18 protein-coding genes are annotated in these 26,287 nt (G+C 52.3%); 10 read left to right on the top strand and 8 right to left on the bottom strand.

The annotated features are described in order from the left end of the window. Window positions 1–174 precede the first annotated feature (174 nt). Window positions 175–408, bottom strand: a complete 234-nt coding sequence (locus LKK83_RS26945; protein ID WP_324634564.1) for a DUF4278 domain-containing protein — start codon at window positions 406–408, stop codon at window positions 175–177. A gap of 1,425 nt (window positions 409–1,833) precedes the next feature. Between LKK83_RS26945 and LKK83_RS26940 the strand changes: the two genes are divergently transcribed. From LKK83_RS26940 to metK, 7 genes are all read left to right on the top strand, one after another. After that, window positions 1,834–2,166, top strand: coding sequence for a hypothetical protein (locus tag LKK83_RS26940; protein ID WP_324634563.1), 333 nt, complete (start codon window positions 1,834–1,836; stop codon window positions 2,164–2,166). Window positions 2,167–2,471: 305 nt separating this feature from the next. Further along, window positions 2,472–3,998, top strand: a complete 1,527-nt coding sequence (gene psbB, locus LKK83_RS26935; RefSeq protein WP_324634562.1) for a photosystem II chlorophyll-binding protein CP47 — start codon at window positions 2,472–2,474, stop codon at window positions 3,996–3,998. A 137-nt stretch (window positions 3,999–4,135) separates the two neighbouring features. After that, a complete protein-coding gene (locus LKK83_RS26930; protein ID WP_324634561.1) occupies window positions 4,136–4,231 on the top strand; it encodes a photosystem II reaction center protein T in 96 nt (31 codons plus the stop codon). Window positions 4,232–4,490: 259 nt separating this feature from the next. Continuing rightward, a complete protein-coding gene (gene nrdR, locus LKK83_RS26925) occupies window positions 4,491–5,054 on the top strand; it encodes a transcriptional regulator NrdR (RefSeq protein ID WP_324634576.1) in 564 nt (187 codons plus the stop codon). Between the two features lie 855 nt (window positions 5,055–5,909). After that, entirely contained in the window at window positions 5,910–6,980 is a 1,071-nt protein-coding gene (locus LKK83_RS26920) for a 30S ribosomal protein S1 (protein WP_324634560.1), read from the top strand. Between the two features lie 218 nt (window positions 6,981–7,198). Next, window positions 7,199–7,939 carry an HAD family hydrolase gene (locus tag LKK83_RS26915; RefSeq protein ID WP_324634559.1) on the top strand — a complete coding sequence of 247 codons (741 nt, stop codon included), beginning with the start codon at window positions 7,199–7,201 and terminating at the stop codon, window positions 7,937–7,939. A gap of 83 nt (window positions 7,940–8,022) precedes the next feature. Then, window positions 8,023–9,291, top strand: a complete 1,269-nt coding sequence (gene metK, locus LKK83_RS26910; RefSeq protein ID WP_324634558.1) for a methionine adenosyltransferase — start codon at window positions 8,023–8,025, stop codon at window positions 9,289–9,291. A 201-nt stretch (window positions 9,292–9,492) separates the two neighbouring features. Here metK and LKK83_RS26905 read toward each other — a convergent pair whose 3' ends face one another. From LKK83_RS26905 to LKK83_RS26885, 5 genes are all read right to left on the bottom strand, one after another. After that, a complete protein-coding gene (locus LKK83_RS26905) occupies window positions 9,493–11,433 on the bottom strand; it encodes an ATP-binding response regulator (protein WP_324634557.1) in 1,941 nt (646 codons plus the stop codon). Window positions 11,434–11,570: 137 nt separating this feature from the next. Further along, the gene (locus LKK83_RS26900; RefSeq protein ID WP_324634556.1) at window positions 11,571–13,040 is read right to left on the bottom strand and encodes a sensor histidine kinase; all 1,470 of its coding nucleotides are present in this window, start codon (window positions 13,038–13,040) and stop codon (window positions 11,571–11,573) included. 151 nt (window positions 13,041–13,191) lie between these two features. Continuing rightward, complete coding sequence (locus LKK83_RS26895) at window positions 13,192–13,641, bottom strand: response regulator (RefSeq protein ID WP_324634555.1); 450 nt, start codon at window positions 13,639–13,641, stop codon at window positions 13,192–13,194. Window positions 13,642–13,802: 161 nt separating this feature from the next. Further along, window positions 13,803–18,551 carry a PAS domain S-box protein gene (locus LKK83_RS26890; protein ID WP_324634554.1) on the bottom strand — a complete coding sequence of 1,583 codons (4,749 nt, stop codon included), beginning with the start codon at window positions 18,549–18,551 and terminating at the stop codon, window positions 13,803–13,805. A gap of 410 nt (window positions 18,552–18,961) precedes the next feature. Then, entirely contained in the window at window positions 18,962–19,693 is a 732-nt protein-coding gene (locus tag LKK83_RS26885) for an SIMPL domain-containing protein (protein WP_324634553.1), read from the bottom strand. 197 nt (window positions 19,694–19,890) lie between these two features. Here LKK83_RS26885 and LKK83_RS26880 point away from each other — a divergent pair, with 197 nt between their 5' ends. Both LKK83_RS26880 and LKK83_RS26875 read left to right on the top strand, forming a co-directional pair. Further along, on the top strand, window positions 19,891–21,819 hold the full coding sequence (locus tag LKK83_RS26880; protein WP_324634552.1) for a HEAT repeat domain-containing protein: 1,929 nt from the start codon (window positions 19,891–19,893) through the stop codon (window positions 21,817–21,819). A 187-nt stretch (window positions 21,820–22,006) separates the two neighbouring features. Continuing rightward, window positions 22,007–23,887 (top strand): sulfatase, encoded by a 1,881-nt coding sequence (locus LKK83_RS26875; protein WP_324634551.1) that lies wholly within the window; start codon window positions 22,007–22,009, stop codon window positions 23,885–23,887. Here LKK83_RS26875 and LKK83_RS26870 read toward each other — a convergent pair. Next, a complete protein-coding gene (locus tag LKK83_RS26870) occupies window positions 23,884–24,015 on the bottom strand; it encodes a hypothetical protein (protein WP_324634550.1) in 132 nt (43 codons plus the stop codon). The genes LKK83_RS26875 and LKK83_RS26870 overlap by 4 nt on opposite strands. A 182-nt stretch (window positions 24,016–24,197) precedes the next feature. Between LKK83_RS26870 and LKK83_RS26865 the strand changes: the two genes are divergently transcribed. Beyond that, window positions 24,198–25,190 (top strand): hypothetical protein, encoded by a 993-nt coding sequence (locus tag LKK83_RS26865; protein WP_324634549.1) that lies wholly within the window; start codon window positions 24,198–24,200, stop codon window positions 25,188–25,190. 69 nt (window positions 25,191–25,259) lie between these two features. On the opposite strand, the gene LKK83_RS26860 is transcribed toward LKK83_RS26865, so the two are convergent. Next, on the bottom strand, window positions 25,260–26,276 hold the full coding sequence (locus tag LKK83_RS26860; RefSeq protein ID WP_324634548.1) for an OmpA family protein: 1,017 nt from the start codon (window positions 26,274–26,276) through the stop codon (window positions 25,260–25,262). Window positions 26,277–26,287 lie beyond the last annotated feature (11 nt).

Genomic DNA, 26,287 nt, shown 5'->3' with positions numbered 1-26,287 from the left:
CAAAATCATACTCCAGACGATAATTTCCATAAGGGTATCCACTGGCAATCATAGAAAGAGTTGGCTCTTGCGCCGAAGTTGCGTAAGAGCCAACTCTTTAATTAACGATCCGCCTCAAAAACTATCCGAAGTATTGCGTTTTCAAGCGCTATAGTTGGATTCAAAAAAACTGAATTAAACCAAAGTGAGAGACAGTGAAGTTAACTCGATTGTTTTTGGAGATTGTGTGGTTTCTGGATTCATCTGATACGCCACGCCCCGATACATCAGGGTAACGGCAGGAGGAGTTGCAATTTGCGGTTTGGATTGAGTGTAATAACTCACTCCACGATAGTTGGCGATGCTGGAAGGCTGGATTGCAGGTACGTTGGAAGGTTGATACTGGATGCCGCGATAGGATAAACTCATTTTTTTTTGGCAAAGGTTAAATTGATTTTTGATGAGCATAAATGAACTCAAGATTGCCCTTTCCCTATGCTCGTTAGAGTGCTTTTGAGATTTTTTTCTTATTCTCTTGTTTCCAAGAAGATAAGGAGAAGGGATGGACAAAAAGCTGGGGAGTAGGTTTCCTTGTTTCCTTCGGTTTAGCTCGTGAGTGGGAATACAACAAATCTAGCAACGCTTTTAAAGAGTGTCAACCCCAAAAAACTAGAAAATTAAAATTTATATTGTCATCAATTGCTTGTTTAAAGCAAATTAATAGAGAACACAACTAGGAACGAGAAGCCCATTTTTGCTACGTTTGCATCCTCGTTTACATCGAAATTCTCTAATATGTATCGGTTTAATAACTGTCGCATGGCTTGAAAATAAAGCAGTAGTTTGTTATGCAAATTTATTTTATTTCTGCCAAAGATAATTTGCAAGAATCTCCGAGACATTCAGGAGCAGATTCCCCCAACCCTCTTTTTAAGGGCTTAGTTTTCCCCATTTTCAAGAGCGAGGGGGATTTTAAGCAAAAATGCCACCCTTTGCATGCCGGTGGAGGGGGGGGAGGAGACTCCGCCTCGGGAGAGGTTGTCCGGGGAGCCTGAGAGCGAGTTAAGCTTGGGAAAGAGTTAAAAACTTGTTTGCATAAGTGCTTAACTGTTTCGTTATTAAAGAAAACTCGTATTAGATTCGGATTTTTAATTTTTGCCAAGGTGCATTTTTCAAGTTCTGGGGAGGAAAAGTGGACTTCGAGTTAGACTTGTGGGGTAAATCCGCCCGAGTTGTTGGTTGAGATGTCATAGTGAAATCCGGGCCATTGCAAGTCCGAGAGTTGCTGTAGACGATCGCTAGCCACCCCGAGGGTCCGTGCAATGGCTTGGAGGATGCTTGTTTTTCCTGCACCATGCATGGCAATCAGAACAATCAGATCCCTGGCTAAAGTTGTATCGGTATCGGTGAAATTGAATGAGATATCGCGAAATTTTTTGAAATGTTTTCAATGGAGGGATTGAACTTTCATAATAAAATAGCCGTGACAGTAACATTGGCGATCGCCGTTTAGGTGAGGGAATCAGACAGAGTGATGGGAAGATGCATGGACACTGAGGGAAAAGTGGTGGAGCGGATGGATCGGAACAAGGAGGAGGATGGAAGCGAGAAGCGATCGCGCCTCAACCGGAGAGGTAAAACGCTTACCTGAGCGGGATGTACTCTCGCCACAAGGGGGAAGAGAAATAGCAAATCGCGCTAACGCAAAGAGATTAAAAATTATTCGGATGAGAGCTGGATGGAAAAATGAGAGGAGTGATGCATGGGGAGGCAACACGGTAGGCGGTGAAAGCCGCCCTTAGTGGAGTTTTCCGTGCATATTAAACACAGATTATAGGCGATCGGGAGAGGCTCGTGAAATATTTTTTTCTAACAGAAGGCTGGACCGTAGGTCGAGTGTGGGGAGTAGAAGGACTGTGGAACGCGATCGCGTGGCGACGCGAACCCGCGATCGAGAGAATCAACCTGAGCATTGTGGAGCATGAAGAGATTTTGTGGCTTTATCGAGTTGAAGACGCGGTGATCATGGTAGAAGTCAAGCCCAAGGTTCCAGACGCCAGTGGAGCCTCAAGTATCGGGCAAGTGTTTCTCCGGCGGTTAATGAGTGCCGAGCAAGTGATCGAGAGATTAGCGGCGTCAGAAGCGATTTGCCAGATGAACAGTAGCAAAGGGACGAAATTCACCTAAATCGGCGTAGGGAGGGGGAAATCACCGGGGCGTGAAAGCCCATTCCCGGAGGCACTAGGGGGGATTTGGGAGTCCAGAGCGATCGCCGAGCGAGAACAGAAGCCGGAATAAGCTTGCATTCGACTCCATCAAACGTTACACTTCTTTAAATACTGTCTCATTTTTTGAGAACCGATGGTCTGAATGCCACTCCTGTCAAGCCCAGAGGCGATCGCCCCCGGGTTTCCAGGCAAGGCAAAGACCCTATAAAAGGCTCGAAAATAGCGTCCAAGTAGAAATCTCTAATAGAGGAGGAAGTGTAGTCGATGGGACTACCCTGGTACCGAGTACACACAGTCGTCCTGAATGACCCAGGGCGTCTGATTGCCGTACACTTGATGCACACTGCCTTAGTGGCAGGATGGGCTGGCTCGATGGCCCTATACGAACTCGCCGTTTTCGATCCAAGCGATCCGGTTCTGAACCCCATGTGGCGTCAGGGCATGTTCGTGTTGCCCTTTATGGCACGGCTAGGGGTGACGGATTCTTGGAGAGGTTGGAGCGTTACCGGCGGCACCGCCACCGACGTGGGCTTCTGGTCATTTGAAGGCGTAGCCACCGCTCATATCGTCCTGGCTGGTTTGCTGTTCCTAGCAGCCTGCTGGCACTGGGTTTACTGGGATTTGGAACTGTTCAACGATCCTCGCACTGGCGAACCAGCCTTAGACCTGCCAAAAATGTTTGGCATTCACCTGTTCTTATCCGGTTTGCTGTGCTTCGGGTTTGGAGCCTTTCACCTAACCGGGCTATTTGGTCCGGGCATGTGGATTTCCGACCCTTACGGATTAACCGGGCACGTACAACCGGTAGCGCCAGAATGGGGGCCAGACGGATTTAACCCCTTCAATCCCGGGGGAATCGTCGCGCACCACATTGCCGCCGGAATTGTGGGAATTATTGCCGGCATCTTCCACTTATCCGTGCGTCCGCCAGAACGGCTTTACCGAGCGCTGCGGATGGGGAACATCGAAACCGTACTTTCGAGCAGTATTGCTGCGGTATTTTTCGCGGCATTCGTCGTCGCGGGTACCATGTGGTACGGTTCGGCGGCGACCCCCATCGAACTGTTCGGTCCGACTCGCTATCAGTGGGATAGCGGTTACTTCCAACAAGAAATTAACCGCCGGGTGCAAGTCTCTATGGCGCAGGGCGCAAGCCAGTCCGAAGCCTGGTCGCAGATTCCCGAAAAGCTGGCGTTCTACGATTACGTGGGCAACAACCCCGCCAAAGGCGGTTTGTTCCGCGTCGGTCCGATGAACAAAGGCGATGGAATTGCCCAAGCGTGGTTGGGTCATCCCGTGTTTGAGGATGGTGAAGGTCGGGAACTGACCGTGCGTCGGATGCCCAACTTCTTTGAAACCTTCCCGGTGGTCTTAGTAGACTCCGAAGGCATCATTCGCGCCGACATTCCCTTCCGGCGCGCAGAATCGAAATACAGCTTCGAGCAAACTGGCGTGACGGTGAGCTTATACGGTGGAGACCTCGACGGTCAAACCTATAGCGACCCAGCAGTGGTCAAACAGTTTGCCCGGAAAGCCCAGTTAGGCGAACCGTTTGAATTCGATCGCGAGACCCTAGAATCCGACGGGGTGTTCCGCACCAGCACTCGCGGTTGGTTCACCTTCGGTCATGCCTGCTTTGCCCTGTTGTTCTTCTTCGGACATCTGTGGCACGGATCGCGTACCATCTTCCGGGATGTGTTCGCCGGGGTCGATCCGGATCTCGAAGAGCAAGTGGAGTTTGGCGTCTTCCAGAAAGTGGGTGATATCAGCACCCGGAAGCAAGAAGTTTAAACTCTGTGTAGCTCTCTAGCTATTTAGAAAGGTCTAACAACGATGCGCGTTGGTTTTGCTTGCCCCGTGCTGTTTGTTAGACCTTTTTTCTGTTGCCTGGTAGACTGGAAAAAACAGAATTATCAGGAAGTTCTCATATGGAAAGCATCGCTTACATCCTAGTTCTGACCTTGACCCTGGGTTTGCTGTTCTTTGCGATCGCATTTCGCGAACCGCCTCGGATTGGCAAATAACCCCTTCCGGCAAGTTATTCCATAGCCCCTGAGCCAATCTTATCTGTTCGGTCATGCTTTTGCGATTCGCCGGAGAGGATAAGAATGTTGGCTCAGAGTTTTGCCGTTGAATGGCAAATTTTTGCTTGCCTCTTGGCGACGAGGGGCGGAAAAACGAGGGGCAAAGCGCCAGGGGAAATTTTTCACCTGCATTGATAGCGCTTTGTCTTTGCAATTTTCCGCCCAAACGCCTTTTATCTGTGCCCAGAGGACGATTATTATGCGCTGTCCATTTTGCCAACATACAGAAAGTCGGGTTCTCGAATCGCGATCGGCCAGAGACGGTCAAAGCGTTCGGCGACGTCGAGAGTGCTTGAACTGCCAGCGTCGCTTTACCACCTACGAGCGGATCGAATACGTTCCCGTGACGGTGATCAAGCGCGACGGAGGACGAGAGTGCTTCGATCGCTCCAAATTGCTGCGCGGCATCGTTCGCGCCTGCGAAAAAACCGGGGTGGAAGCCGAACAAATCGAAGCGTTAGTGGATGAAATCGAAGCCTCGTTGCAGCAGCAGCGGGTGATGCGAGAAGTCTCGAGCAACCAAATCGGAGAATTGGTTCTGTGCCACCTGCAAACACTCAGTGAAGTGGCCTATATCCGATTTGCTTCGGTTTATCGCCAATTCCAAGGAATTCGCGATTTTGTCGAAACCCTAAACGATTTGCAAAACCGCAGCGAGGCGCAGATGGAGCGATTGACTCCCGAGATCGACGATCGCTCCTGCGATTCTTCTGCCACTTCATCCGAGACCCAAGCCCACGACGCTTCCTTATTTATTCATTAATCTTTCTGCGATTCTCGCGCCGCTTCCCTGGCAAACCGAGGCACAGGGAGCAAATTGAGCCTGCCTGGGTTCTCGCTTGCAGAAAAAATTCCCCTGGCAATCTGGTCAAGGAGGAGTTGGCAAGATATAATAGATGGTCTAGAATAAAAAATTTGGAATGCGATCGGCTAAACTAAAAGCAAGCTTCTTCGTCAACCGCCGTGCTATTAACACTGCTGTTCGTCGCCGAAGTTCAAAAAAAGGAGCCACTGACCGGGACCAATCAACCCCTTCACCTCTTGGGAAAGGTGGAAATTGTCCAAAAATCAGGGGGTCAGCACAGGATCCAAAGCCAGCGATCGCCATCCAACATTTCCTGAAAGCAAGGAGAATTTTCCTCCTTCCTTGGTAGGAAAAACGGGGAATTGCACCCCATACAAGTCAGGATAAACATACTTCTACAAAAGCTACAGAAAGTCTTTCCCACAGCAAGAGCAATTCGAGCAATCCGGCAAGACTTTCCCTGCGACATCAGCCGCAGTTCATCGAGTAGAATAAAAAAACGGTACGCGCGCCCAGCGCGAAACCTCGACATCCTGTCGAAAACGCCCTTCCCAGAACCAACTGGGTTGAGGAGATAACACCCCGCCATAAGGCAAGCGGCGGGTTGTGCCGGGGAATTCTCAGGCATCCACAGAGAAATTCAGGATCGAGCGCCTGACTCGCCTGAAGACGCTTCTGCCCCCAAGGCGGGAGAACGTCAACCGAGATTTTGAAGTCCTCGCCCTCGGGCGGAGTCCTGAAAATCTGCACTCAATTCATCGCCAAAACCCACAAAAATCAACACACGGAGACAAGTTCCAGGAAAATATACGCATGGTCAATCAGAACACAATCGCCAAAGATATTGGCTTTACTCACGAAGATTTCGCCGCCCTACTCGACAAGTATGACTATCATTTTAGCCCCGGCGATGTAGTGGCCGGCACAGTATTCAGTCTAGAGCCAAGGGGCGCTCTGATTGACATTGGTGCAAAAACAGCGGCATACATCCCCATTCAGGAAATGTCAATCAACCGGGTTGACGCCCCCGAAGAAGTCTTGCAATCCAACGAAACCCGGGAATTTTTCATCCTCACCGATGAAAATGAGGACGGGCAGCTTACCCTGAGCATCCGCCGCATCGAATACATGCGGGCATGGGAGCGGGTTCGGCAGTTGCAAGCGGAAGACGCTACGGTACGCTCGCAGGTGTTTGCAACCAATCGCGGGGGGGCACTGGTCCGGATTGAAGGCTTGCGCGGGTTCATTCCGGGGTCCCATATCAGCACCCGCAAACCGAAAGAAGAGCTGGTGGGAGAAGAACTGCCGCTGAAATTCCTGGAAGTGGACGAAGACCGCAATCGTCTAGTTCTGTCTCATCGGCGGGCCTTGGTGGAACGCAAGATGAACCGCCTGGAAGTCGGCGAAGTGGTGATCGGCACGGTGCGCGGCATCAAGCCCTATGGTGCCTTTATCGACATTGGGGGCGTCAGTGGATTGCTCCACATTTCGGAAATTTCCCACGATCACATCGATACACCCCACAGCGTCTTCAACGTGAACGACGAACTGAAGGTAATGATCATCGACCTGGATGCGGAACGCGGACGGATTTCTCTGTCTACCAAACAGCTCGAACCCGAACCCGGGGATATGGTCAAGAATCGCGATGCGGTGTACGATCGCGCCGAAGAAATGGCCGAAAAATTCCGGGAGCAGTTGCGCCTCAAAGAACAAGGCATTAGCCCGCAAGAGGCAGAACAGCAGGCAGCAGCAGCCGCCGCCCCCACCCCCGCCCCCACCCCCACCGAGGAGGAAGAACCTGCAGCGGTGGAACCCGAAGGCGAAGAACCAGTGAGCGAATCCGAAGAAAGTCAAGAAGACGCGGCACCGGTGACAGAATAAGTCTCGCCCAATTCGCAGATAAAGAGCTGTCGGCGATCGACGCCGAAAAGGTTCGGGGTGAGGAATTTTCCCTGGCGGGTGAAAAGGTAAAGGAGATTTGCTCTCCACACTTGCCACAACCGCCCAAGGGACAACCATTCCGGGGACAGACTCCCTCGAACTAACAAATGTCTGCCCGACAGCTTTTAGCGAGAGTGATGTAAGTGGAGAACAAGCCATTGGCAACCATTCAATGTGGCACGGTCAAGTTCGAGAATATCCAGGGGATTATTTTCGACAAAGACGGCACATTAGAAGACTCGGAAGATTTTTTGCGAATCTTAGGACAAAAGCGATCGCGGATAGTAGATGCGCGGATTCCCGGCACTGGAGACCCCCTGCTCATGGCATTCGGCATCCATGAAAACATTCTCGATCCCACTGGGTTATTAGCGGTGGGCAGCCGGGAAGAAAACCAAATTGCCACCGCCGCCTATATCGCCGAAACCGGTCGCGGATGGTTAGAATCCCTCAACATTGCTCGCGACGCATTTGCCGAAGCGGACGAACTGTTCGAACAAGATCCAACTCCATCCCCCTTGTTTGTGGGCTGTCTCGAAGCCATACAAGTTTTGGCTCGGGGGGATATCAAACTGGGCATCCTCTCAGCCGATCGCACCGAAAGAGTGCGAAAATTTGTCGAGCATTATCAGCTCGGCAAATACATTCAACTACAAATGGGAGTAGATTCTGGACCATCCAAACCAGACCCCTCCCTTTTTTTGCAAGCATGCCAAACCCTGGGTGTAAAACCAGGGGCCACCTTGATGGTGGGAGATTCGCCGGCAGATATGCAAATGGCAAAAAATGCCGGTGCGGCTGGATGCATTGGGATTAGCTGGCGTCCGGCTGGGGCAAGGCGTTTAGAAGGGGCGCAGGTGGCGATCGCCAGCCTGGATGAAATCCAAATTTTCCCCTAAGACTTGCCTGATGACCCAAAAGTCTATATGGTAAAAGGCACCGCAGAATTGTAACCGATCGTACATTTTAGGAGGACTTCATTTTGCCTCGTCGCTACCTATTCACATCTGAATCCGTTACCGAAGGACATCCCGACAAAGTCTGCGACCAGATTTCCGACACAATTCTGGACGCCCTGCTGGCTCAGGATCCGAAAAGCCGGGTCGCCGCTGAAGTGGTGGTCAACACCGGCTTAGTCTTAATTACCGGGGAAATCACCTCCCAAGCGCAAGTCAACTACGTAGACCTCGCCCGGGAAAAAATTGCCGAAATTGGCTACACCGACGCTGACAATGGCTTTTCTGCCAATAGCTGCTCCGTGCTGGTGGCCCTGGACGAACAGTCTGCAGATATCGCCCAAGGGGTGGACCAAGCGCAAGAAACCCGCACCAAACTCAGCGAAGAACAACTCGACGCGATCGGGGCGGGCGACCAAGGGTTGATGTTCGGTTTCGCCTGCAACGAAACCCCAGAACTGATGCCGATGCCCATTTCTCTGGCCCATCGCATGTCTCGCCGACTGGCTGCAGTTCGCAAAACCGGTCAATTGCCTTACCTGCGTCCCGATGGCAAAACTCAGGTGACGGTGGTTTATGAAGATGGCGTCCCGGTGGCGATCGATACGATTTTGATTTCCACCCAACATGACCCCAGCATTGGCGAACTGACCGATAACCAAGCCATCCAAGAGAAGATCCAAAAGGATCTGTGGTCAGCGGTGGTGGAACCTTGCTTCACCGATCTGCAGGTGAAGCCGGACGATCGCACCCACTACTTGGTCAACCCCACCGGCAAATTCGTCATCGGTGGCCCCCAAGGGGACTCCGGTCTCACGGGACGGAAAATTATCGTCGATACCTATGGCGGCTATTCTCGCCACGGTGGCGGTGCCTTCTCCGGTAAGGACCCCACGAAGGTAGACCGCAGCGCGGCTTATGCTGCTCGCTATGCGGCGAAAAATATTGTAGCCGCTGGTTTGGCCGATAAGTGCGAAGTGCAGCTCAGTTATGCCATTGGGGTGGCTCGCCCGGTGAGCATGATGGTGGAAACCTTCGGCACGGCGAAAGTGGACGAAGAGAAGTTAGAAGAATTAGTCAACGAGCATTTCGAACTGCGTCCGGCAGGAATCATCCAAGAGTTTAATTTGCGAGGTCTGCCCGGAGAACGCAACGGTCGCTTCTTCCAAGAAGTGGCGGCATACGGTCACTTGGGTCGCACCGACCTCGACTTGCCTTGGGAAGCCACGGATAAGGCTCAGTTGCTCAAAGATGCTGCGAGTTCTGCGGCGGCTACTGCTCCTGCGATCGGATAGGAAGATGGGCTTAATGCTTTTCCCATAAGGCGATGAGGCCGATAGTTTAAATCTTGTATATTGGCGGCAGCTTGAATGGCTGCCGCTTTCTTGTATAGCAATTACCTTTAGTGAGGTATATTTGAGTGCTAGGGGTGGTGCGTGACCCCTGGCGGGGATTGGGTGGCGGTTGCAGGGATTGAGGAGCGGGGGTCACGCACCCTACGGGGGGTCGGTTTGAGGAACGTTGGCCAGAGACGCGATCGCCTCCACCAAGCGAGCGGCGTCCAGGGGTTTGGGCAAGTGAACCTGAAAGCCGGCGGCTAGTGCTTCGCTCACATCCTCAAAGCGCGCGTAGGCGGTGAGGGCGATCGCCGGAATCGGATTTCCCTCTTCTCGCACAAAGCGGATCAAATCGTACCCATTTTCCAACGGCATCCCGATATCGCAAACCAGCACCATCGGATCGAAGCGCTCGAGTTCCGCTTTCGCCTCTGCGACCGACCCCACTGCCCGTACCTGCGCCCCATATTCTTCCAGCAAGAGAGCCAATAAATCCCGGGCATCGATTTCGTCATCCACCACCAATACCCGCAGGTTGACCAAGGGAAACTTATCTGCATCCTCACCTTCTCCCCCACTGGCAGAGGCTTCCTCCGGATCGCTCGATCCTTGATGCAGGGGCAACCAAACCGTAAACGTGGTTCCTGCTCCTTCCCCATCACTGGCTACCGAAATTCTGCCGCCGTGCATTTCCACCAACTGACGGGCGATCGCCAATCCCAGACCCAGCCCGCCAAAGGAACGAGTGGTGGAGGCATTCGCCTGACGAAAGCGATCGAACACGAAAGGCACAAACTCCGGATCGATCCCTTGCCCGCTATCGCGCACCTGAATTCGCGCCTCAGACTCCAGGCGATCGAGTCGCACCTCCACCCATCCGCCAGGGTCGGTAAACTTCACCGCATTGGATACCAAATTCCAGAACACTTGCTGCAAGCGATTCGGATCCCCCATCACCCAAGCTTCTTCCGGATCCAGTTCCACCCGCAACTCGATGTCCTTCGCTTGTGCGGCTAAACGGACCGTTTCGATCGCCGCCTCGATGGTGGGAATCAAGGACATTTCTCCGACACTGAGACGCATGCGCCCCTGAAGCAACCGCGAGGTATCCAGCAAATCCTCCACAAGCTGCGTTTGTAACTTTGCATTGCGCTCGATGCTCTCCAACGCCGCCGCCCGTTTGGCGTCACTGAGCTTGCGGGCGCGCATCATCGTCGCCCAACCCAAAATCGCATTCAGGGGCGATCGCAACTCGTGAGACAACACCGCCAAAAACTCATCCTTCATCCGGTTGGCATTTTCTGCCGCCTCCCGTGCTGCTTGTTCCCGTTGCAGCACCTCGAGCCGCTCTTGCTCCACCTGTTTGCGATCGCTGATATCATCCATCAACCCATCCACAAACACTTTCCCATTGCGGACCGCTTTCGTCTTGGTTAATTCCACCCACAACGAATTGCCATCCCCTCGGCATATCTCCACTTCTGTCTGCAGGAGATTATCTCTCTCGTGGCTTTCTATCTCCTCTAAAAACGAACCGATGGCGGAAGACCACTGCTGAGAAAGCAGCTCTTGTGCGGCGGACAAATCCTCCACCCCAAGTAAATTGAGAAACGCTTTATTGCCCTGCACCAGTTTTCCCGCCCGGGTGAGGCGAAACACCCCCACATTTAAACGATTCAGTAACGATTCCAATTCCGTTTGTAAGGTAGCCGCCCGCTGTTCGGCTTGGGTGCGTTCCCAAGCCGATCGCACCGCCGCCGACAAGCGGGAATAGTGCTTCGGCGACTTGACCACATAATCGTCCAACCCCTCTTTCATCGCCCGCACGGCAATTTCTTCATTACCGCTATTGGTAAACATCACCACCGGCATTTTCGGGTAGCGTGCTTTCACCGCTTGCAACACGTCAATTCCCGTACTCCAGCGCAGTTGATAGTCACTCACCACTAAATCGAACTGTCCTGCGTCGATGGCCGGTTCTAAGTGGGCGAGATCGAGAATTTCTTCAAACTGCACCGCCTTAAACTCGCGCTTCAGTTCGCGGACAATGAGAAAGCGATCGTCTGGGTTATCATCAACGAGCAGAATGCGTAAAACCATGTTAGAGAGAATTCAGTTGAGATTGCAGTTGAGCTTCAGGCCCGTGACACTCACTCAGGAACCGACCCCCATCCAATGGGACGAGCCGACGGTTTCTCGTTTGTTACTCTTCGATTTTAACCAAAGGTAGCGCATTTTTATGAGGCTGCGGGCAATTCTATCCAAAATCGGCTGCCTTGACCTAGCTCGGAGTCCACCCCGACTCGACCCCCGAGGCGATCGACGCCCTTGCGGACCAGGGCCAAACCGATGCCGGTGCCGGAATAGTTTTCCACCCCATGCAAGCGCTCGAACACGCGGAAGACGCGAGTTTGATTTTCTGGCGCGATGCCCATGCCATTATCTGCCACCCACAGGCGCACCCAGCCGTCTCGTTCCTCGGCCCAAATCCGCACTTCTGGCACCGGTTCTGGGGGGACAAATTTGAGGGCATTGGTGAGTAAATTGCCAATAATCTGGACTAAAGTGGGGTAGTGCCCCACCACCGAGGGGAGGGGTCGTCGCAGGTCAATTTGGGCATGGCGAGCGGCTTGTTTGGTTTCGATCCGCCGCAGGACTTCGGTGAGTACCGCGTCGAGTTCTACCGGTTCGCGGGGAAGTTCCGAGCGAGTGATGCGGCTGTAGTCGAGCAAATCGCCGATCATTTTTTCCAGGCGATCGGCAGAGTTGGCGATCCGGTGCATGTATTCGCGACCGCGATCGCCCACCTGTGCGGCGCAATCTTCCAGTAAAGCTTGGCTAAATCCCTGAATGCCGCGCAAGGGTTCTTGCAAGTCGTGGGAAGCGGAATAGGCGAAGGCTTTCAGTTCTTCATTCACCTCTTGCAACTCGGCGGTGCGCTCCTGCACTCGTTGCTCCAGGAGTTGGTTGAGCTGCTGCATGGCGTCGTCAGCTTGCTTGCGCGGGGTAATCTCTTCGAGCAAGCCTTCGATCGCAGTTTGATTGTTGATTTCGATGGTGGTGGCGCTCAGTTCTACCCAGATGCAGCTACCATCCGGGCGCTGGAGCTTGATTTGCCGTTTTTCTGTTTTCTCTTTAGCGGTTTGCGCTGGTAATTCTAGAGTTGGCGTAGCATATTCTCGGGCTTCTGGCAAGGAGCTGACGCCAAGCAAGTGCAAAAAAGTGGGGTTGCATTCGAGTAATTCGCCTTCGAGGGTGGCGCGAAATACCCCGACGTTCAAGCGTTCTAGCAAAAATTGCAATCGCACTTCCAAGGCTTCGGCTTTGCGCTCGGTTGCGGCGCGTTCTGTGGCGAGCTTTACCGCTCTCGGTAGGCGGATAAAGTGTTTGGGGGATTTGATGATGTAGTCGTCGAGACCGGATTTCATCGCCTCTACGGCAATTTCTTGGCTGCCGGTATTGGTAAACATGACCACCGGGCAAAAGCGATCGCGTTGTTTGATCTGTTGCAGGACTTCCATGCCGGTACTCCAGCGCAATTGGTAATCGGTAATCGCTACATCGAAATTCATTGCCTCGAGGGCTTGGGCGAGACCTTCGCGATCGATGACTTGTTCGATCTCGATTTGAGAAAACTCGCGCCGGAGTTCGCGAATAATCAACAGGCGATCGTCGGGATTATCATCGACCAGTAGGATGCGAAACACGGTTATCCTTCAACAATGGATGAGAGTGGCTAGTGGTCGATCGCCCATCCCGCAGGCAGGAAAATCCAGGGGTTTTGCGCCCAGATTTGCCATTGCGGTGGAACCTACGATCGCCGGGGCGGCAAAAAACCAGGTAAACGACATTTGCCCGTTATTTTAGTATTGGCTGCTGATTTAACGACAGCCAGTAATTATTCACGTCTCCTAACATGTTTTGTAAGGCTTTAAAATTGGGAGGTTTGATTAAATACGAGTTGATGCCAATGTCGTAAGCGACGTTGATATCGGCATTTTCTCGAGAAGCGGTGAGCACCACCACTGGCAGTCGTTTGAGGTTGGGTTGCTGGCGCAGCCATTCTAGCACTTCGAGACCGGATTTGCGCGGAAGTTTTAAATCGAGCAGCATCAGCAGGGGCAGGGGGTAGGTATCGCGATCGCCATATTCCCCTTGCCCCTGCAAGTAGGCGATCGCTTCTTCCCCATCTTTGACGATATGAATGGGGTTAATGGCATTAATTTTGCGAAAGGCACGTCGAATCAACAAGATGTCGTTGGCGTCGTCTTCGACGAGCAAAATCGTATAGTTGCTTTGGTTTAACATGATGAGTCCTCTGTGGTCGGGAGTGGGAGAAGCGGGAAAATCGGAAATGCAACTTTGGGTAGGAGGGATGAAATGGACTGATTTTGTACAGATGCTATTTTAAAGCCTCTCTATCTCTTAGGGTAGCACTACAGTGGGACTCGAGCGATCGCCAATTGAGTTTATTCGACAGACTGCGCGCTTTTCTCCCCCGCCTCGGGCAGTTCTATCCAAAATCGGCTGCCCTCGCCCAGTTGGGAGTCCACCCCGTAGCGACCTCCGAGACGCTCCATACCTTTGCGGACGATCGCCAAGCCAATGCCGGTGCCGGCATAGATTTCCACACCATGCAGGCGTTCGAAGACCTGAAAAATCCGGCGTTGGTGCTCTGGGGCGATGCCGATGCCGTTGTCGGCAATCCACAGGCGGATCCAACCGTCGCGATTTTCTGCCCAGATTTGCACCTGCGCGGTGGTTCCGGGGGGCTGGAAAATCATTGCATTTCTCACGAGATTTGTCAATACTTGTACGAGAATGCTGCGATGACCGCGCAGGGTGGGCAGGGGGTGTTTCACCTGGATCTGCGCCTGTCGCTCCTGTACCTCACTTTCAAGCAGGGAGCAGATTTCTGTGAGAACTAACTCCAAGTCTACCCGTTGCAGTTCGATGTCGGCGCGGCTCAATCGGCTGTATGTGAGTAAATCCTCAATCAAACCTTCCATGCGCTCTGCTGCATTAACAATGCGTTCGGCGTATTGGAGTCCGAGTTCATCGAAGCAATTGCCGTAGTCTTCGAGCAACGCTTGGGCAAACCCCTGCATCGCCCGCAGGGGAGCGCGCAAATCGTGAGAAACGGAGTAGGAAAAGGCTTTGAGTTCTTCGTTGACCTCTTCGAGTTCGGCGGTGCGCTCTTGCACGCGCTGTTCTAGGGTGGCGTTCAGTTCGCGCACTTGGGCTTCGGCTTGGAAGCGATCGCTGATATCGAGGACGATAACCACGGCGGCGATGATGGTGTCGTCGCGATCGCGAATCGGTGCTGCATTTGCCTGAATTATCCCATAACTGCCGTCCTGGCGCAAAAATTGAATTTCTTGTCCGCGCACGATTTCTCCGTGGTATAATGCCCGCGCTAGGGGCCATTCTTCTTGCGCTAAGGGTTCGCCGTTGAGGTGAAATCCGGCATACTCGCTATATAAGGAAACGAACTGGGAAGGATGACCCAAAATCTGCCCCACTTGGTGATTGGCGAGAATGGGTTTGCCCGAGGGGGCGGCGGCAATTCCTACCCCTGCCGGCATTTGCTGCAGTACCGCTTCAAAGAGCGATCGCTCTTTGTCTAATTCGGCGAACAGTCTTTCCCGTTCTGCTTCGGCATTTTGCCGCTCGATCGCCGTCGCCAGCAGGTTGCTGACCGCTTGTAGGAAGTTGGCATCTTCTGGGGTGAAGCGGTGTTTTTCCCGGGTATGTGCGCCCAATACGCCAAACAGGCGGGTGCGATCGGGAATCACCACACTGATGCCGCTGACGATTTGGCGATCGAGCAGCAGAGACGGCCCTGTAAACCGGGTTTCGGCGTTCAGGTCTTCTACAATCACCGGTTCGCGGACGCCCAGAGTATAGCTGGCTTGGGAATTTTCCGTCGCATCTACGGTGGCGCGACCGATTTCGTCAGCGTCCCAGCCTACCCCAGAACGCAACAGCAAGAGATTTTCCTCGGGCAGCAGTTGCAGTATTTTAGCATACTCTACATCCAGATTTTCGGCCACGATCGCGGTCATTTCATCAAATAAGCTGTCCAGATTTCGAGTGGAAAGGGCAATCTGACCCAACTGAGCGATCGCTGCTTGTTGTTTCGCCCGCTTCGCCAGTTCTTGTTGCTTAGCAATACTCTCGCTGATGTCTACCGTCACCGCCAAAATTTGATAAATTTCCCCCGCTTCGTTCAACATCGGCACGTATTTGGCAATAATCGAAAATGGCTGAACTCCGGGCAAAGTAATGGTAGCATTTACCGTCTGGGTGCTGCGGGTTTCTACCGCTTTTTTCAGGGTAGGTAAATAGCTTTGGGTAACCTCTGGCGGCCAGATTTCTTCGTCTCGCCGCCCGATGAGTTCTTCTGCTGATTGGCCGCTATATTTTTCCCCGGCTGCATTCACAAACTGAAATCGTCTTTCGGCATCGTAAATCACGAAGACATCGGGAATATTATCCAATGCGGTGCGAAATTTTATTTCGCTTTTTTGCAAAGCTTTTTGGGCTTTTTTGCGCTGGGTAATGTCAACAATTATCGAGCGACTGCTCAGATAATTTCCTTCGGCATCTTTTATGGCTGTGGCGCTTAACTGCACCGGAAAGGTCGTGCCATCTTTGCGAACCATTTCAAATCCTAGCCCTTTAACAGCTCCTTGCTGTTTAAACCGCTGGAAGTTTTTATAAAAAATTTCCTGACTTTCCGAGGTAATTACGTCAGTAAATTTGCGTTTGCCCACAATTTCTTCCCGCTGATATCCCAACCACTGGAGTTCGGTATCGTTGATGCGGGTGAAGGTGCCGTTTTTATCTAAAGAATGGTAGCCGCAAGGAGCGTTTTGATACAAATCGTTTAACTCTTCGGCTAAGGCGGTGATTTTTTGTTCGGCATGTTTGCGCTGGGTCACATCGTTTGCCATCGAAATAACCAACCGTCTGCCATCGGGTAGGGAACCCAATGGGGCGGAAGAAAAGCTCCAAATTCGCTGGGTTCCCCGGTTGGTTTGGATGATAAATTCGCCTTCATCTACCCGGCGATCGAGTTCGTACAATTTTTCGATCTTTTCTCGAACCACAGCTTTGCGGTTGCCATAGGCGCGATCGGTCCATTCTTCCACCGTGGGAATCTGTTCGGGACGGTACCCGGTTAGTTCGGTCCAGGTTTGATTCATGTAGAGGTTTTCGCCATCTTCGGCATGAACGATCGCCGGAAAGGGAGCTTGATTGAAGAAGCGGCGAAATCGTTCTTCGCTATTTTTTAGCGCTTGTTTGTCTTGCTTGGATTCGATCGCAATGCCGGCGAGATGAATCGAGCGTTGGATGAGTTCCCAATCGGCGGCACTGGGACTTTTTGGGGTACGATAGTACAGAGCAACGGTGCCGATCGCTTGGTTTTGGCTGGACATAATCGGCACCGACCAACAGGCGCGCAGTCCGCATTGCAAGGCGGCATCTTTATACCGTTCCCAGCGCGGATCGGTGGCGATATCGCAGGCGATCGTCGGTTCGCCGCGATAGGCAGCACTCCCGCAGCTTCCCGCATTCGGCCCGATTTTCACCCCGTTGGGCGTCACGGCTTTAAACTCGGCTGGCAAACTAGGAGCGGCGATATAATGCAAGGTTGTGCGAGTGGAATCGAGCTGCAAAATCGCACAAATGGCGTCTTCGGCGTGAGATTCGATCGAGAGGGTGAGTTGGTGGAGAATCTCCGGGAGGGGTACATCCTGGGCGATCGCCTCTAAAATCCGATTTTGCCCCAGCAACAGAGCTTCCGCCCGTTCGCGCACGTGGATTTCCCGACGCAGAGACTGGTTGACGGTGGCTAACTCGGCGGTTCGTTCTCGCACGCGATTGTCTAAGTCGGCGGCGAGATGCTCGAGGGCGGTTTCGGCTTGTTTGCGCTGGGTGATATCTCGTCCTTCTGGAATCAGCAATATCACTTCCCCGGTGTTGTCGGCGATCGGTTTGAGGGAAAAATCAATCGGAGTGAGGGTGTTTCCCGCGCCGCGCACTTCTACTTCGTAGCGCAAGAATTCGCCGGCTGCAGCGCGGGCGATCGCTTGTTTTAATTGCTCCTGAGTTTCTGGAGAACCGGTCCACCACCGCGCCTCCCAAAAGGGTTTCCCGATAACCTCTCCCGCCTTTATCCCGCCAAAGTCCAAGGCGGTTTGATTCGCTTCGAGGACAATTCCCTCGGGAGTCAGCAGTCCGATAAATTGATAGGTTTGGTGGAAAATAGCGCTAAATTGCCTCTGACTTTCTGCCAGTGCTTTGATACCTTGCACTCGTCGCAGGTCGATCGCATCGAGAATGCGGGCCACATGCCAAATGATGCCGGCAAATACCACGGCATTTAACACGCTCAATACGGCGATCGCAAAAGCCATTTTCTCGCTATTGCGGTACAAGGCGATAATCAATCCCCCCAATATCGACGGGATGAGAATGGCCCAGGGTAACAGTCGCCTCAACATGATGCCCCCGGCATTTTCGCCGATGACGCGCTGCATCCACCCGCGATCGGGTGCGTTCAACCATACCCCGAGGGACAGCAGCATAAAGGCGATCGCGGTATGAATCGCCATGCCGGTGTAAGACCCAACGCTGTAGAATAAGGTAATGTGGTAAACATGCCCCAGCAATGCAGTAAAGGCAATGAAAAACGTCCCGGTTGCCAAACCCTGCGCCCATCGGTCTCGTCTTCGGCGCGCCAGGAACAATGCCAAACCAATGCCGATAAAGTTTATCGCCGTATTGGGAGCCATGCGCCCCTCGGCTAAGGCATCTACTGCATGGGGACTGTCTTCAAACAGCAGTTCGTCAATACCCAAATTGACCCCAAAGCCATACTCGATGCTGGTGAGTACCCCCAACAGAACGATCGCGGCGATCGCGCTATAATTGAACCGCTGGAAACTCTTTCCCCGGCGACCCTGGGGCGCGTCTCTCCCGGACAACCACAGGGAAATTCCGCCCAACAATAGCCCCAAGGCGGTGTTGCCTTTCATCGTCACCACGCCTGGGAGCAAGCTTTTGAGCCATTCTATCTCGAATATCCACCCCAGCAAGACGGCAATACTTATCGCGATCGCCGCCATGCCAAAAAGCTGTCCGAGACGTTGAAATCGTCGCACCAGTTTGGTGGATTTGGGAATGGGTGGGGGTTGAGTTAAATCAGTCATGGCATACGCTAATTTCAGGAAAACCCAGATTCACGCAACAGAATCATCCTTGTCACCTATGCTCCTCATAGTAGCGAGTCGATGGCAAGTTGAGTTTAGATCCGGTTGGGAATCAAGAAAGTTTTAATAATTTCTTACCAATCGTTTAAAATAAAAAGTCGGTTTAATTTTCCAACTCTACTCAATGGATGGATCTGGGGTAACAAAAGCCGGGAACCAATAGAGCCAAGTTTATGGTATTTTGGACAAGCTTTGTTCTATCTTATCATTTTTCCCCTACCGATGGGATGGGGGTCTGAGGTAGCGATCGCAGGGGATAAAAAACCGGGATAATAGAAAAGACGCGCCGGGGCGCGTCTCGATATCTAGAACCCACTGAGAAACTTAGCACAAATCGGCTAAATTGGCGATTAGTAGCGAACTTCCAAGGTCACGGAGGCGGATATCTGCTGTTCGCCGCCGATAACGGGGGTGGCGCGGTCCAAACCTGCAACTTCGCTTCGCAGGAAGGGTTCCGGGGTGGGCGTCGCCGCATTCACCTGAATTCTAACGATTTCCTGGCGGGAGAGATTCAGGGAGTCGAGGACCGTATCTGCTTGGGTGAGGGCGTCATCGGTGGCGGCACGAATGGCTTGCTGGCGGGGGGCGGCAATGGCTGCATCTGTGGCAACGAAGGAAATGCCATCAATCCTGGTTGCGCCTGCATTTACGGCGTTATCGAGCAGCGCGCCGGCGTCTTCGGTGGGCAGGCGAAAGCTGACCAGATTCGAGGCAGAATAGCCGGTGATGACGCGGCGATCGCCCTGGCGAGAATAGAGGGGGTTGAGGCGGATGCCGGTGGTTTCGAGTTGGTCTACGTTGCGCGAGCGCAACAGTTCTACCACCGCCTGCGATCGGCGGGCGGCGTCTTGCTGGGCGTCGGCGGCAGTTTTGCCTTGCACTTCTACCCCCAAGCGCACCTGGGCCAACCGGGTGGGAACGTTCACCACTCCCTGACCGGTAACGGTTAAGGTATTGAGGCGCTGTTCCTGCGCCACCACGGGATGCACCCCGGTGAGGCTCACCACCCCCAAGGCTAAGGATAAGGCGGTAAGTTGACTCCAGAGATTGACCCGAGGGCGAGATGGTAGAATTCGATTCATAGCTATAATTGTGGTGACAAAAGTTAGGGTTGGGTCGGTTGACACAGCGGTAAAATTGAGCGCAGATGGGTTACAATGCTCGGCAATCTGGCCGGCTTTCTGGCAGCAGGGCGATCGCATCCGTTACTTTTCGGGGGCGACCAGATTGTGCCCGTGCTGTTTCCGGTTGCCCCATCTGATTTTCTTTGCTTAAAAAGATGACTACACTACAGCCTCCTCTCGATCCGCTGAGTAGCATGAGCGACGATCGCCTGCGCGAGTATTTGGCCCAACCGCAAATCCGAGAAACTCTGGGGCAGCAGTTGGCGTGCATTCAGCGCGAAAGCGATGCCCTGCGGGTGGTGAAATTGGCCTTAGAGGTGGATTTGACTTGGGGGGCGAGGGCGATCGCTTCCCTGAAACCGATGTTTGTGCGCTCTAGTTTGGGGCTGATTTTGCGCTTGGGGGTGGCGCAATGCGTGAAAAATCGGCTGTTCGGGTTGACGCGATCGGATGGGGCGATTCGGTATTTGATGCAGCAGGTGCGCGAAAGCGACCCCACGGTGTGCGCCTCGGCGGTACGGGCGATCGCCCAGATTGGCTCTGATGCTGCAGTAGAGTCGTTGCAGCGCTTGTTGGAAGGGGCGGATGACCCCTTGCAGGCATGGGCGGCGTGGGGATTGGGGCAAATTGACACGGCGGCGGCGGTGTTCCAGTTGCAAGAATCCCTACATCATTCTAAGTCTCGGGTGCGGGAATGGGCGATTTGGGCGCTGGGACAACAGCGATCGGCGGCTGCATTTTCCGCATTGCAGGAAGGATTGCAGCATCCGGATGCTGAGGTGCGCTGGCGGGCGGTGGCAGGAGTGGGAGAGTGGGGAAAAGACGGACGTTGTGCGAGTGAGTTGGGGGAGGATTGGCCACAACGCTGGTCGGCGGCGATTGAGAACTTGGTGAGAATGCTGACGGATGAGGAGGATTTCGTCCGCGAAAAAGCCGCTCGCGCCCTGGGAAAGCTGAAGGCATCGGCGGCGGTGCCGGCGCTGATCCCCTGTCTGGACGATCGCGATGTTTACGTGACGGTCAGGGCATGTGAGGCACTGGGGCAAATTGCCGACGATCGCGCATTGGCTGGATTGGCACAAGCCCTCGCCCATCAAAATGCAGATATTCGCAGTGCAGCGGTGCGGGTGGTGGGCGACATGGGCAGCGATCGCGCGGTGGTTCTGGCGTTACGAGGCTTGCAGGATAGCGATCGCTTCGTGCGCGCCCGGGCGGCGGAAGCCTTGGGTAAAATCGGCAGCCAGCGGGCAGTGCGGGGATTGTTACAGGCTCTCTGCGATGGGGAGTCTTACGTGCGCTGGCGAGCTGTGTCCGCGTTGGGACATATCGGCAGCGATCGGGCAGTGAGGGCGTTAGGTGAGGCGATCGCCGATTCAAATCTGTCCGTGTGCCAACAAGCGATTCATGCCTTGCGTCATATCGGCTCTCACCTCGCCGTCGATACCCTCGAAACCGCGATCGCTGCCACCGAAAGCCCCGAAATTCGCGCTATAGCTCAAAATGCTTTAAATCAAATTTTAAATTCTGCCGCAAAAACTCCATTATTTCACAATAGCACACAATCGGAAAACAAACACCCCCAATTGCCAAAACTTTATATTACTTCATTTTCCCAAGCCCGGGACTATCTGCGAGACAACCTAAAAACGCGATCGATTCGCGGGGTAATTTCAATTGGCAGTGCCACGGTTTCTCCGCCCCCGGGATTTGCCGCAGTTCCCCAGCGATTGCGGTTGAAATTCGACGATATCGACACGCCCTATGATGACCCGGATCGTCATTTGGCCAGCGCTGAAGATATCCGCAAAATTCTCGCCTTTTCTGAAGAAATCCACCCCAGCAAAGGGACGTTGCTCGTCCACTGTCAAGCGGGAATTAGTCGCTCTTGTGCAGTGGCGTTTGTCCTTTGTGCCGCGTTACTCGACCCGGGAAAAGAACCAGATGCCCTCGATTATGTGTTGCAAGCTCGACCCCAAGCTAAACCGAATCGATGGATTGTAGAATTGGCCGATGAAATTCTATCTCGCAATGGCAAATTGATTGAAACTCTAGAGGCGATCGGCACGCGCAACGTTCGCTTTTAGGCTAAGATAGCCTCATACTCCCCGTAGGGCGATCGCCACCCACCAATTGACTGATTTACAACAATTTTCTGGGAAATTGCTAATTTAAAATGGTAACGTGGGTAGGCTCACCCTCCCACCCTACTCTCTCCCAGACAACAGCGCACAATTCGAGAAAAAACCAGGGATTGACAATCAGCCATCAGCCATGAAAAGACGCAATCTGTTAAAGTATTTAAGCCTGAGTGCAGCTACGGTGGGATTGAGCAAAGTTGCCCATGCCAAACCACCAGAAAAGTACAATGTTTTGTTTTTGGCTATAGACGATTTGCGACCGCAAATTCAAAGCTATGGTGAAAGTCAGATGCTGACACCAACCTTGGATAAATTAGCAGAACAAGGGGTGTTGTTCGAGCGTGCCTATTGCCAAGTGCCGGTGTGCGGAGCCTCCAGATTAAGCATTCTCACCGGGGCGAGACCGAATAAAATTCCCGGCGAACCGATAGGGCGATTTTGGACTTACAATTCCCGATTAGATAAAGAGATCGTTAATTGGCTGGGTCACTTGGAACCGGCGGGCATCAACCGTCCGAAAACAGCCGAGGGAAAACCCGCGCCGACTCTCCCGATGTTGTTTAAACAAAACGGATACAATACCCAGTCTGTGGGAAAAATTTATCATGTGATGGAAGATGATATCGATGCCTGGAATTATGGGATGACGCGGTTTAAAGACATTCGGGTTTATAATATTCCTGGAAACGAAGGGAATGCGTATGAAATTGGGGAAAACCAGCCGGATAATGCTTATCCGGATGGGGTGACTACGGATTTGGCGATCGCCGCCCTGCGAAATTTAAAAGAACAGCAAAATCCCTTCTTTTTAGCTGTGGGATTTGTTAAGCCGCATTTGCCCTTCAACTGTCCAAAAAAATACTGGGATATGTACGATCGCCGTGACATCGAACTGGCACAAAATCCTTTCGCCCCCACCGATGCACCCCCGGAGTCTTTACACTTTTGGGGAGAATTGAGAAGCTATCGCAATCTCGTATTTGCAGATGAAACGCGATCGCGGTTAGATGAAGAATACGCGCGCACCCTGATTCATGGCTACTATGCTTGTACCACCTTTGTCGATGCCAGTATCGGCTACATTTTGGACGAATTAGAGAACTTGGGACTGGGAGACAATACCATTGTGGTGGTGTGGGGAGATCATGGGTTTTTGTTGGGAGAACATAATTTATGGACTAAGCATACAAACTATGAAGTTGCTTTGCGAGTGCCGTTAATTATCGATGCGCCGGGAAAAGCAAAGAATGCAAAAACCGCCGCATTAGTGGAATTGGTAGATGTTTATCCGACTCTTTGCGAACTGGTGGGCATTGAAAAACCCGAACATTTGCAAGGTACCAGTTTAGTGCCGCTTTTAAATAATCCCCAGCGACGTTGGAAAGGTGCGGCGTTCAGTCGATACAAATATGGAGACACAATTCTGACCGATCGCTATAGCTACACGGAATACATCGATGTAGAAGATAATTTGGTGTCGCGAATGCTCTACGATCGCCACCGCGATCCGTTAGAAAATCGCAATATTGCCAATTTGCCCGAAAATGCGGCCCTGGTAGAAACCTTGAGTCAATTACTCGCTAGTGGGTGGGAAAGGGTGGTATTTGGCAAAAGCAATTTTCCCCTGCCCCTCGATGTTTTGCCCGATGGCACGATCGTGATTCCCAAATCGAACGATAGTGGCAAATCCAAGGGGGAATCTGCCACTGCTTTACCCTTGAGTTTAAAAGCGAAACAAATCGAAATGTTAGATAAGCAAGCAACCCTTTCTATTGGCCCGGAAAAACAGCTTGCGTTCCAGCTTGACAGTGGCGATCGCTTCCAAATGGCGCGTTTGTGGTTTGTGGCAAAACATGACCCCACCTCACAGGCGATCGCCTTGGAGACCATCTCAATTCAACCGCCCGCTTGGCGATGGAACTCCCCTAAATCCGGCGACTACTTTTACCAACTGCAGCTCAAAAAAAGTAATGCAAATTACATCGTTAAAACCGGATCGGTGAAAATTCTCTAAGGGTGGGGAACTACTGCTGGAATCGATGGGTTATTCCAGCCAAAGGGATTGGCAGGAGTTATTGCGATCGCGGCTAATTTTGAGCCATGTGTTTCCCCGGCGTTAATGGTTGAAAAAGTATGAGTCATTGCACATTATCCGGTTCATGGCTCAATTTACCCCCAGTAGTGGGCTAACCCACCTTACATAAATTCACTTTTTTTGATATCATTTAAGGTTAACTGGTAAATTGAGAATTTACACTTATCCGAGCGGCATTTTCCACCCTAAGACTCAGATAAATCAGTAAAAACTACTACGGAATGGGGCGATGAAAAAATCACTATTGGTCAGTGCGGCAGTATTTTTGATGGCAGGATTTGGCGCGACCCCCGAACCTGCACCCGTCAGGGCGCAAAACCGGGGGGCGAGTGTGGTCCAACTGGGGAATGAGGTGTCGAACAGCCAGATAACTCCTGCGGAATTAGAATTGCTGAGTACGGGAGGAGAACCGAAGCTGAAACTAGAGTTTATTCCGCCAGCCATTGGGGCAGAAGAACGGCTGAAAATGAGCGTGGATATGAACTTAAATATGGCGATCGCCGGTCGTCCGATGCCTTCTTTTGAAATGCCGACAATGGAGATGAGCTTTCAGAGCAAAGTTACCCAAGTAGACAACAATGGCGATGTTTATTTAGAGTTAATTTGTGCCGATGCCAATTTTGCCGACGCCGCCAGCTTCCCCCCGGAGGTGATGGAACAAATGCGATCGCAAATGCAGCAGTTTATCGGTTTAAAAAGCTCCTTTGTCATCGACGCTGCAGGTCATACGAAAGATATTAGCTTTGATTTTCCCCCTAATACCGACCCTAACGCGATGCGAATGTACGAGCAAATGTTTGCCTCTTTGAGCGAACTTTCTGCCCCTAGTCTGGATGAAGCGATCGGCATCGGCGCGCAATGGCAAGTCACCGCTTCAGTTCCCACGGGAAGCGGCATTAATGTGGTGCAAGTTTCTACCTATGAGGTGGTGGATTTGCAGGATAATTTGATGACAATTGATTTTGAAACTCAACAACAAGCCGATCCGCAAAACATGAGCTTGCCGGGAATGCCACCCAATGCTAAGGTGAATTTAACGGCATATGAAGGTCAGGGAGAAGGTCAAATAGCGATTGAGGTGGGAAAAATTATGCCGATTCGCGCTCAGCTTTCAATGGCTACTAATAGCGCCATGCAGATTACAGTTATTGAAGGCGGCAAAGAAGAACAAACCACGATGGATTCTAATGTGTTGATGCAAATTAATTTAGAATCGAATTGATTGGCATGGGGTGTTTTGAGGCGTAGGGTGGGCATTGCCCACCCTCCCTTTGATGGGGGTAAAGCGCAGCTATTCGGCATTTTGGCGGGCGTAATTGAGGTTTTTTTGATATTCAATTACTTTTTGTTGAGCGGTTTGGTGATTGGCGCTGGATTCGGGAACCGCTTGCATTAGCGCGATCGCTTCTTCCCATTGAGTGGTAACCTGTTGCCAAGCTGGCGCTGTATTTGCCTTTTGTGTCAGAACCGCCGCATTCATCGCGGTATTGAGACCTTCTTGAAACAATTCCGACGGGGATAAGGAGGCGATCGCCCGTCGTTCGGTTTTGATAATAAACTCAACCCGACGATTCTTTTTTCTTCCCTCGGGATTATCCGTGCCATCTGGCTTATAATTGTCCGCAATCGGTTGACTTTCCCCCATTCCTTTGGTTTGAATTCGCGTGAGTTCTACATCAAACTGATTCACGAAATAATATTTAACGGCGGCGGCTCTTTTTTCGGAAAGCTGCTGGTTGTAATGTTCGTCCCCTTTGCTATCGCTATGCCCGTACACGAACAGTTGCGCGTCGCGGAAGTGCTGCAATAGTTGATGAATTTTCTCTAACGAGGGTTTGGCGGCGGCGAGAACCTGGTATTTATCGAATTCAAATAAAATATGCTCGGGCAGATTAAATTTAATCCCTTCGATGGTGGTTTCTGCCTTTAATTCTTCCAGCATTTCCTCTACTTCCGTAGGGGTAAGGATGACCTGTTGGTCTAAAATTCGGGTGGCATCGATGGGACTGGTGCTATCTTGTGCGATCTCCCTTGGCGCTGGGGTGGGAGGATTGTCGGCGGGGAGGGGTTCGGAAAGGGTTGCCGCTTCCGCACTCTGCGTCAGGGATAGGCGATCGGCGGTTTTTTCCGATGCCGAGGGGGAAGGTGATGGGGAAACGGTGGGGGTATTTTCCGATGCGGTGCTGGCGGTTTCGGTTTTGTTGGGGGTTGCTGAAGAAGGAGAAGGTTTTTGTGCGACTGGCGTGCTTTCACATGCAGCACACAGCACCGAGATGCTTGCTAAAATTGACAAGATTCGACGAGTCATGGCTGCGCCCT

Origin of the sequence: Phormidium sp. CCY1219, from assembly GCF_035615515.1 — a bacterium.
In the GTDB taxonomy this organism is placed as follows: Bacteria; Cyanobacteriota; Cyanobacteriia; order Cyanobacteriales; family Laspinemataceae; genus CCY1219.
The sequence above is the reverse complement of the archived record's forward strand: the minus strand, read 5'-3'. Positions and strand labels throughout refer to the sequence as shown.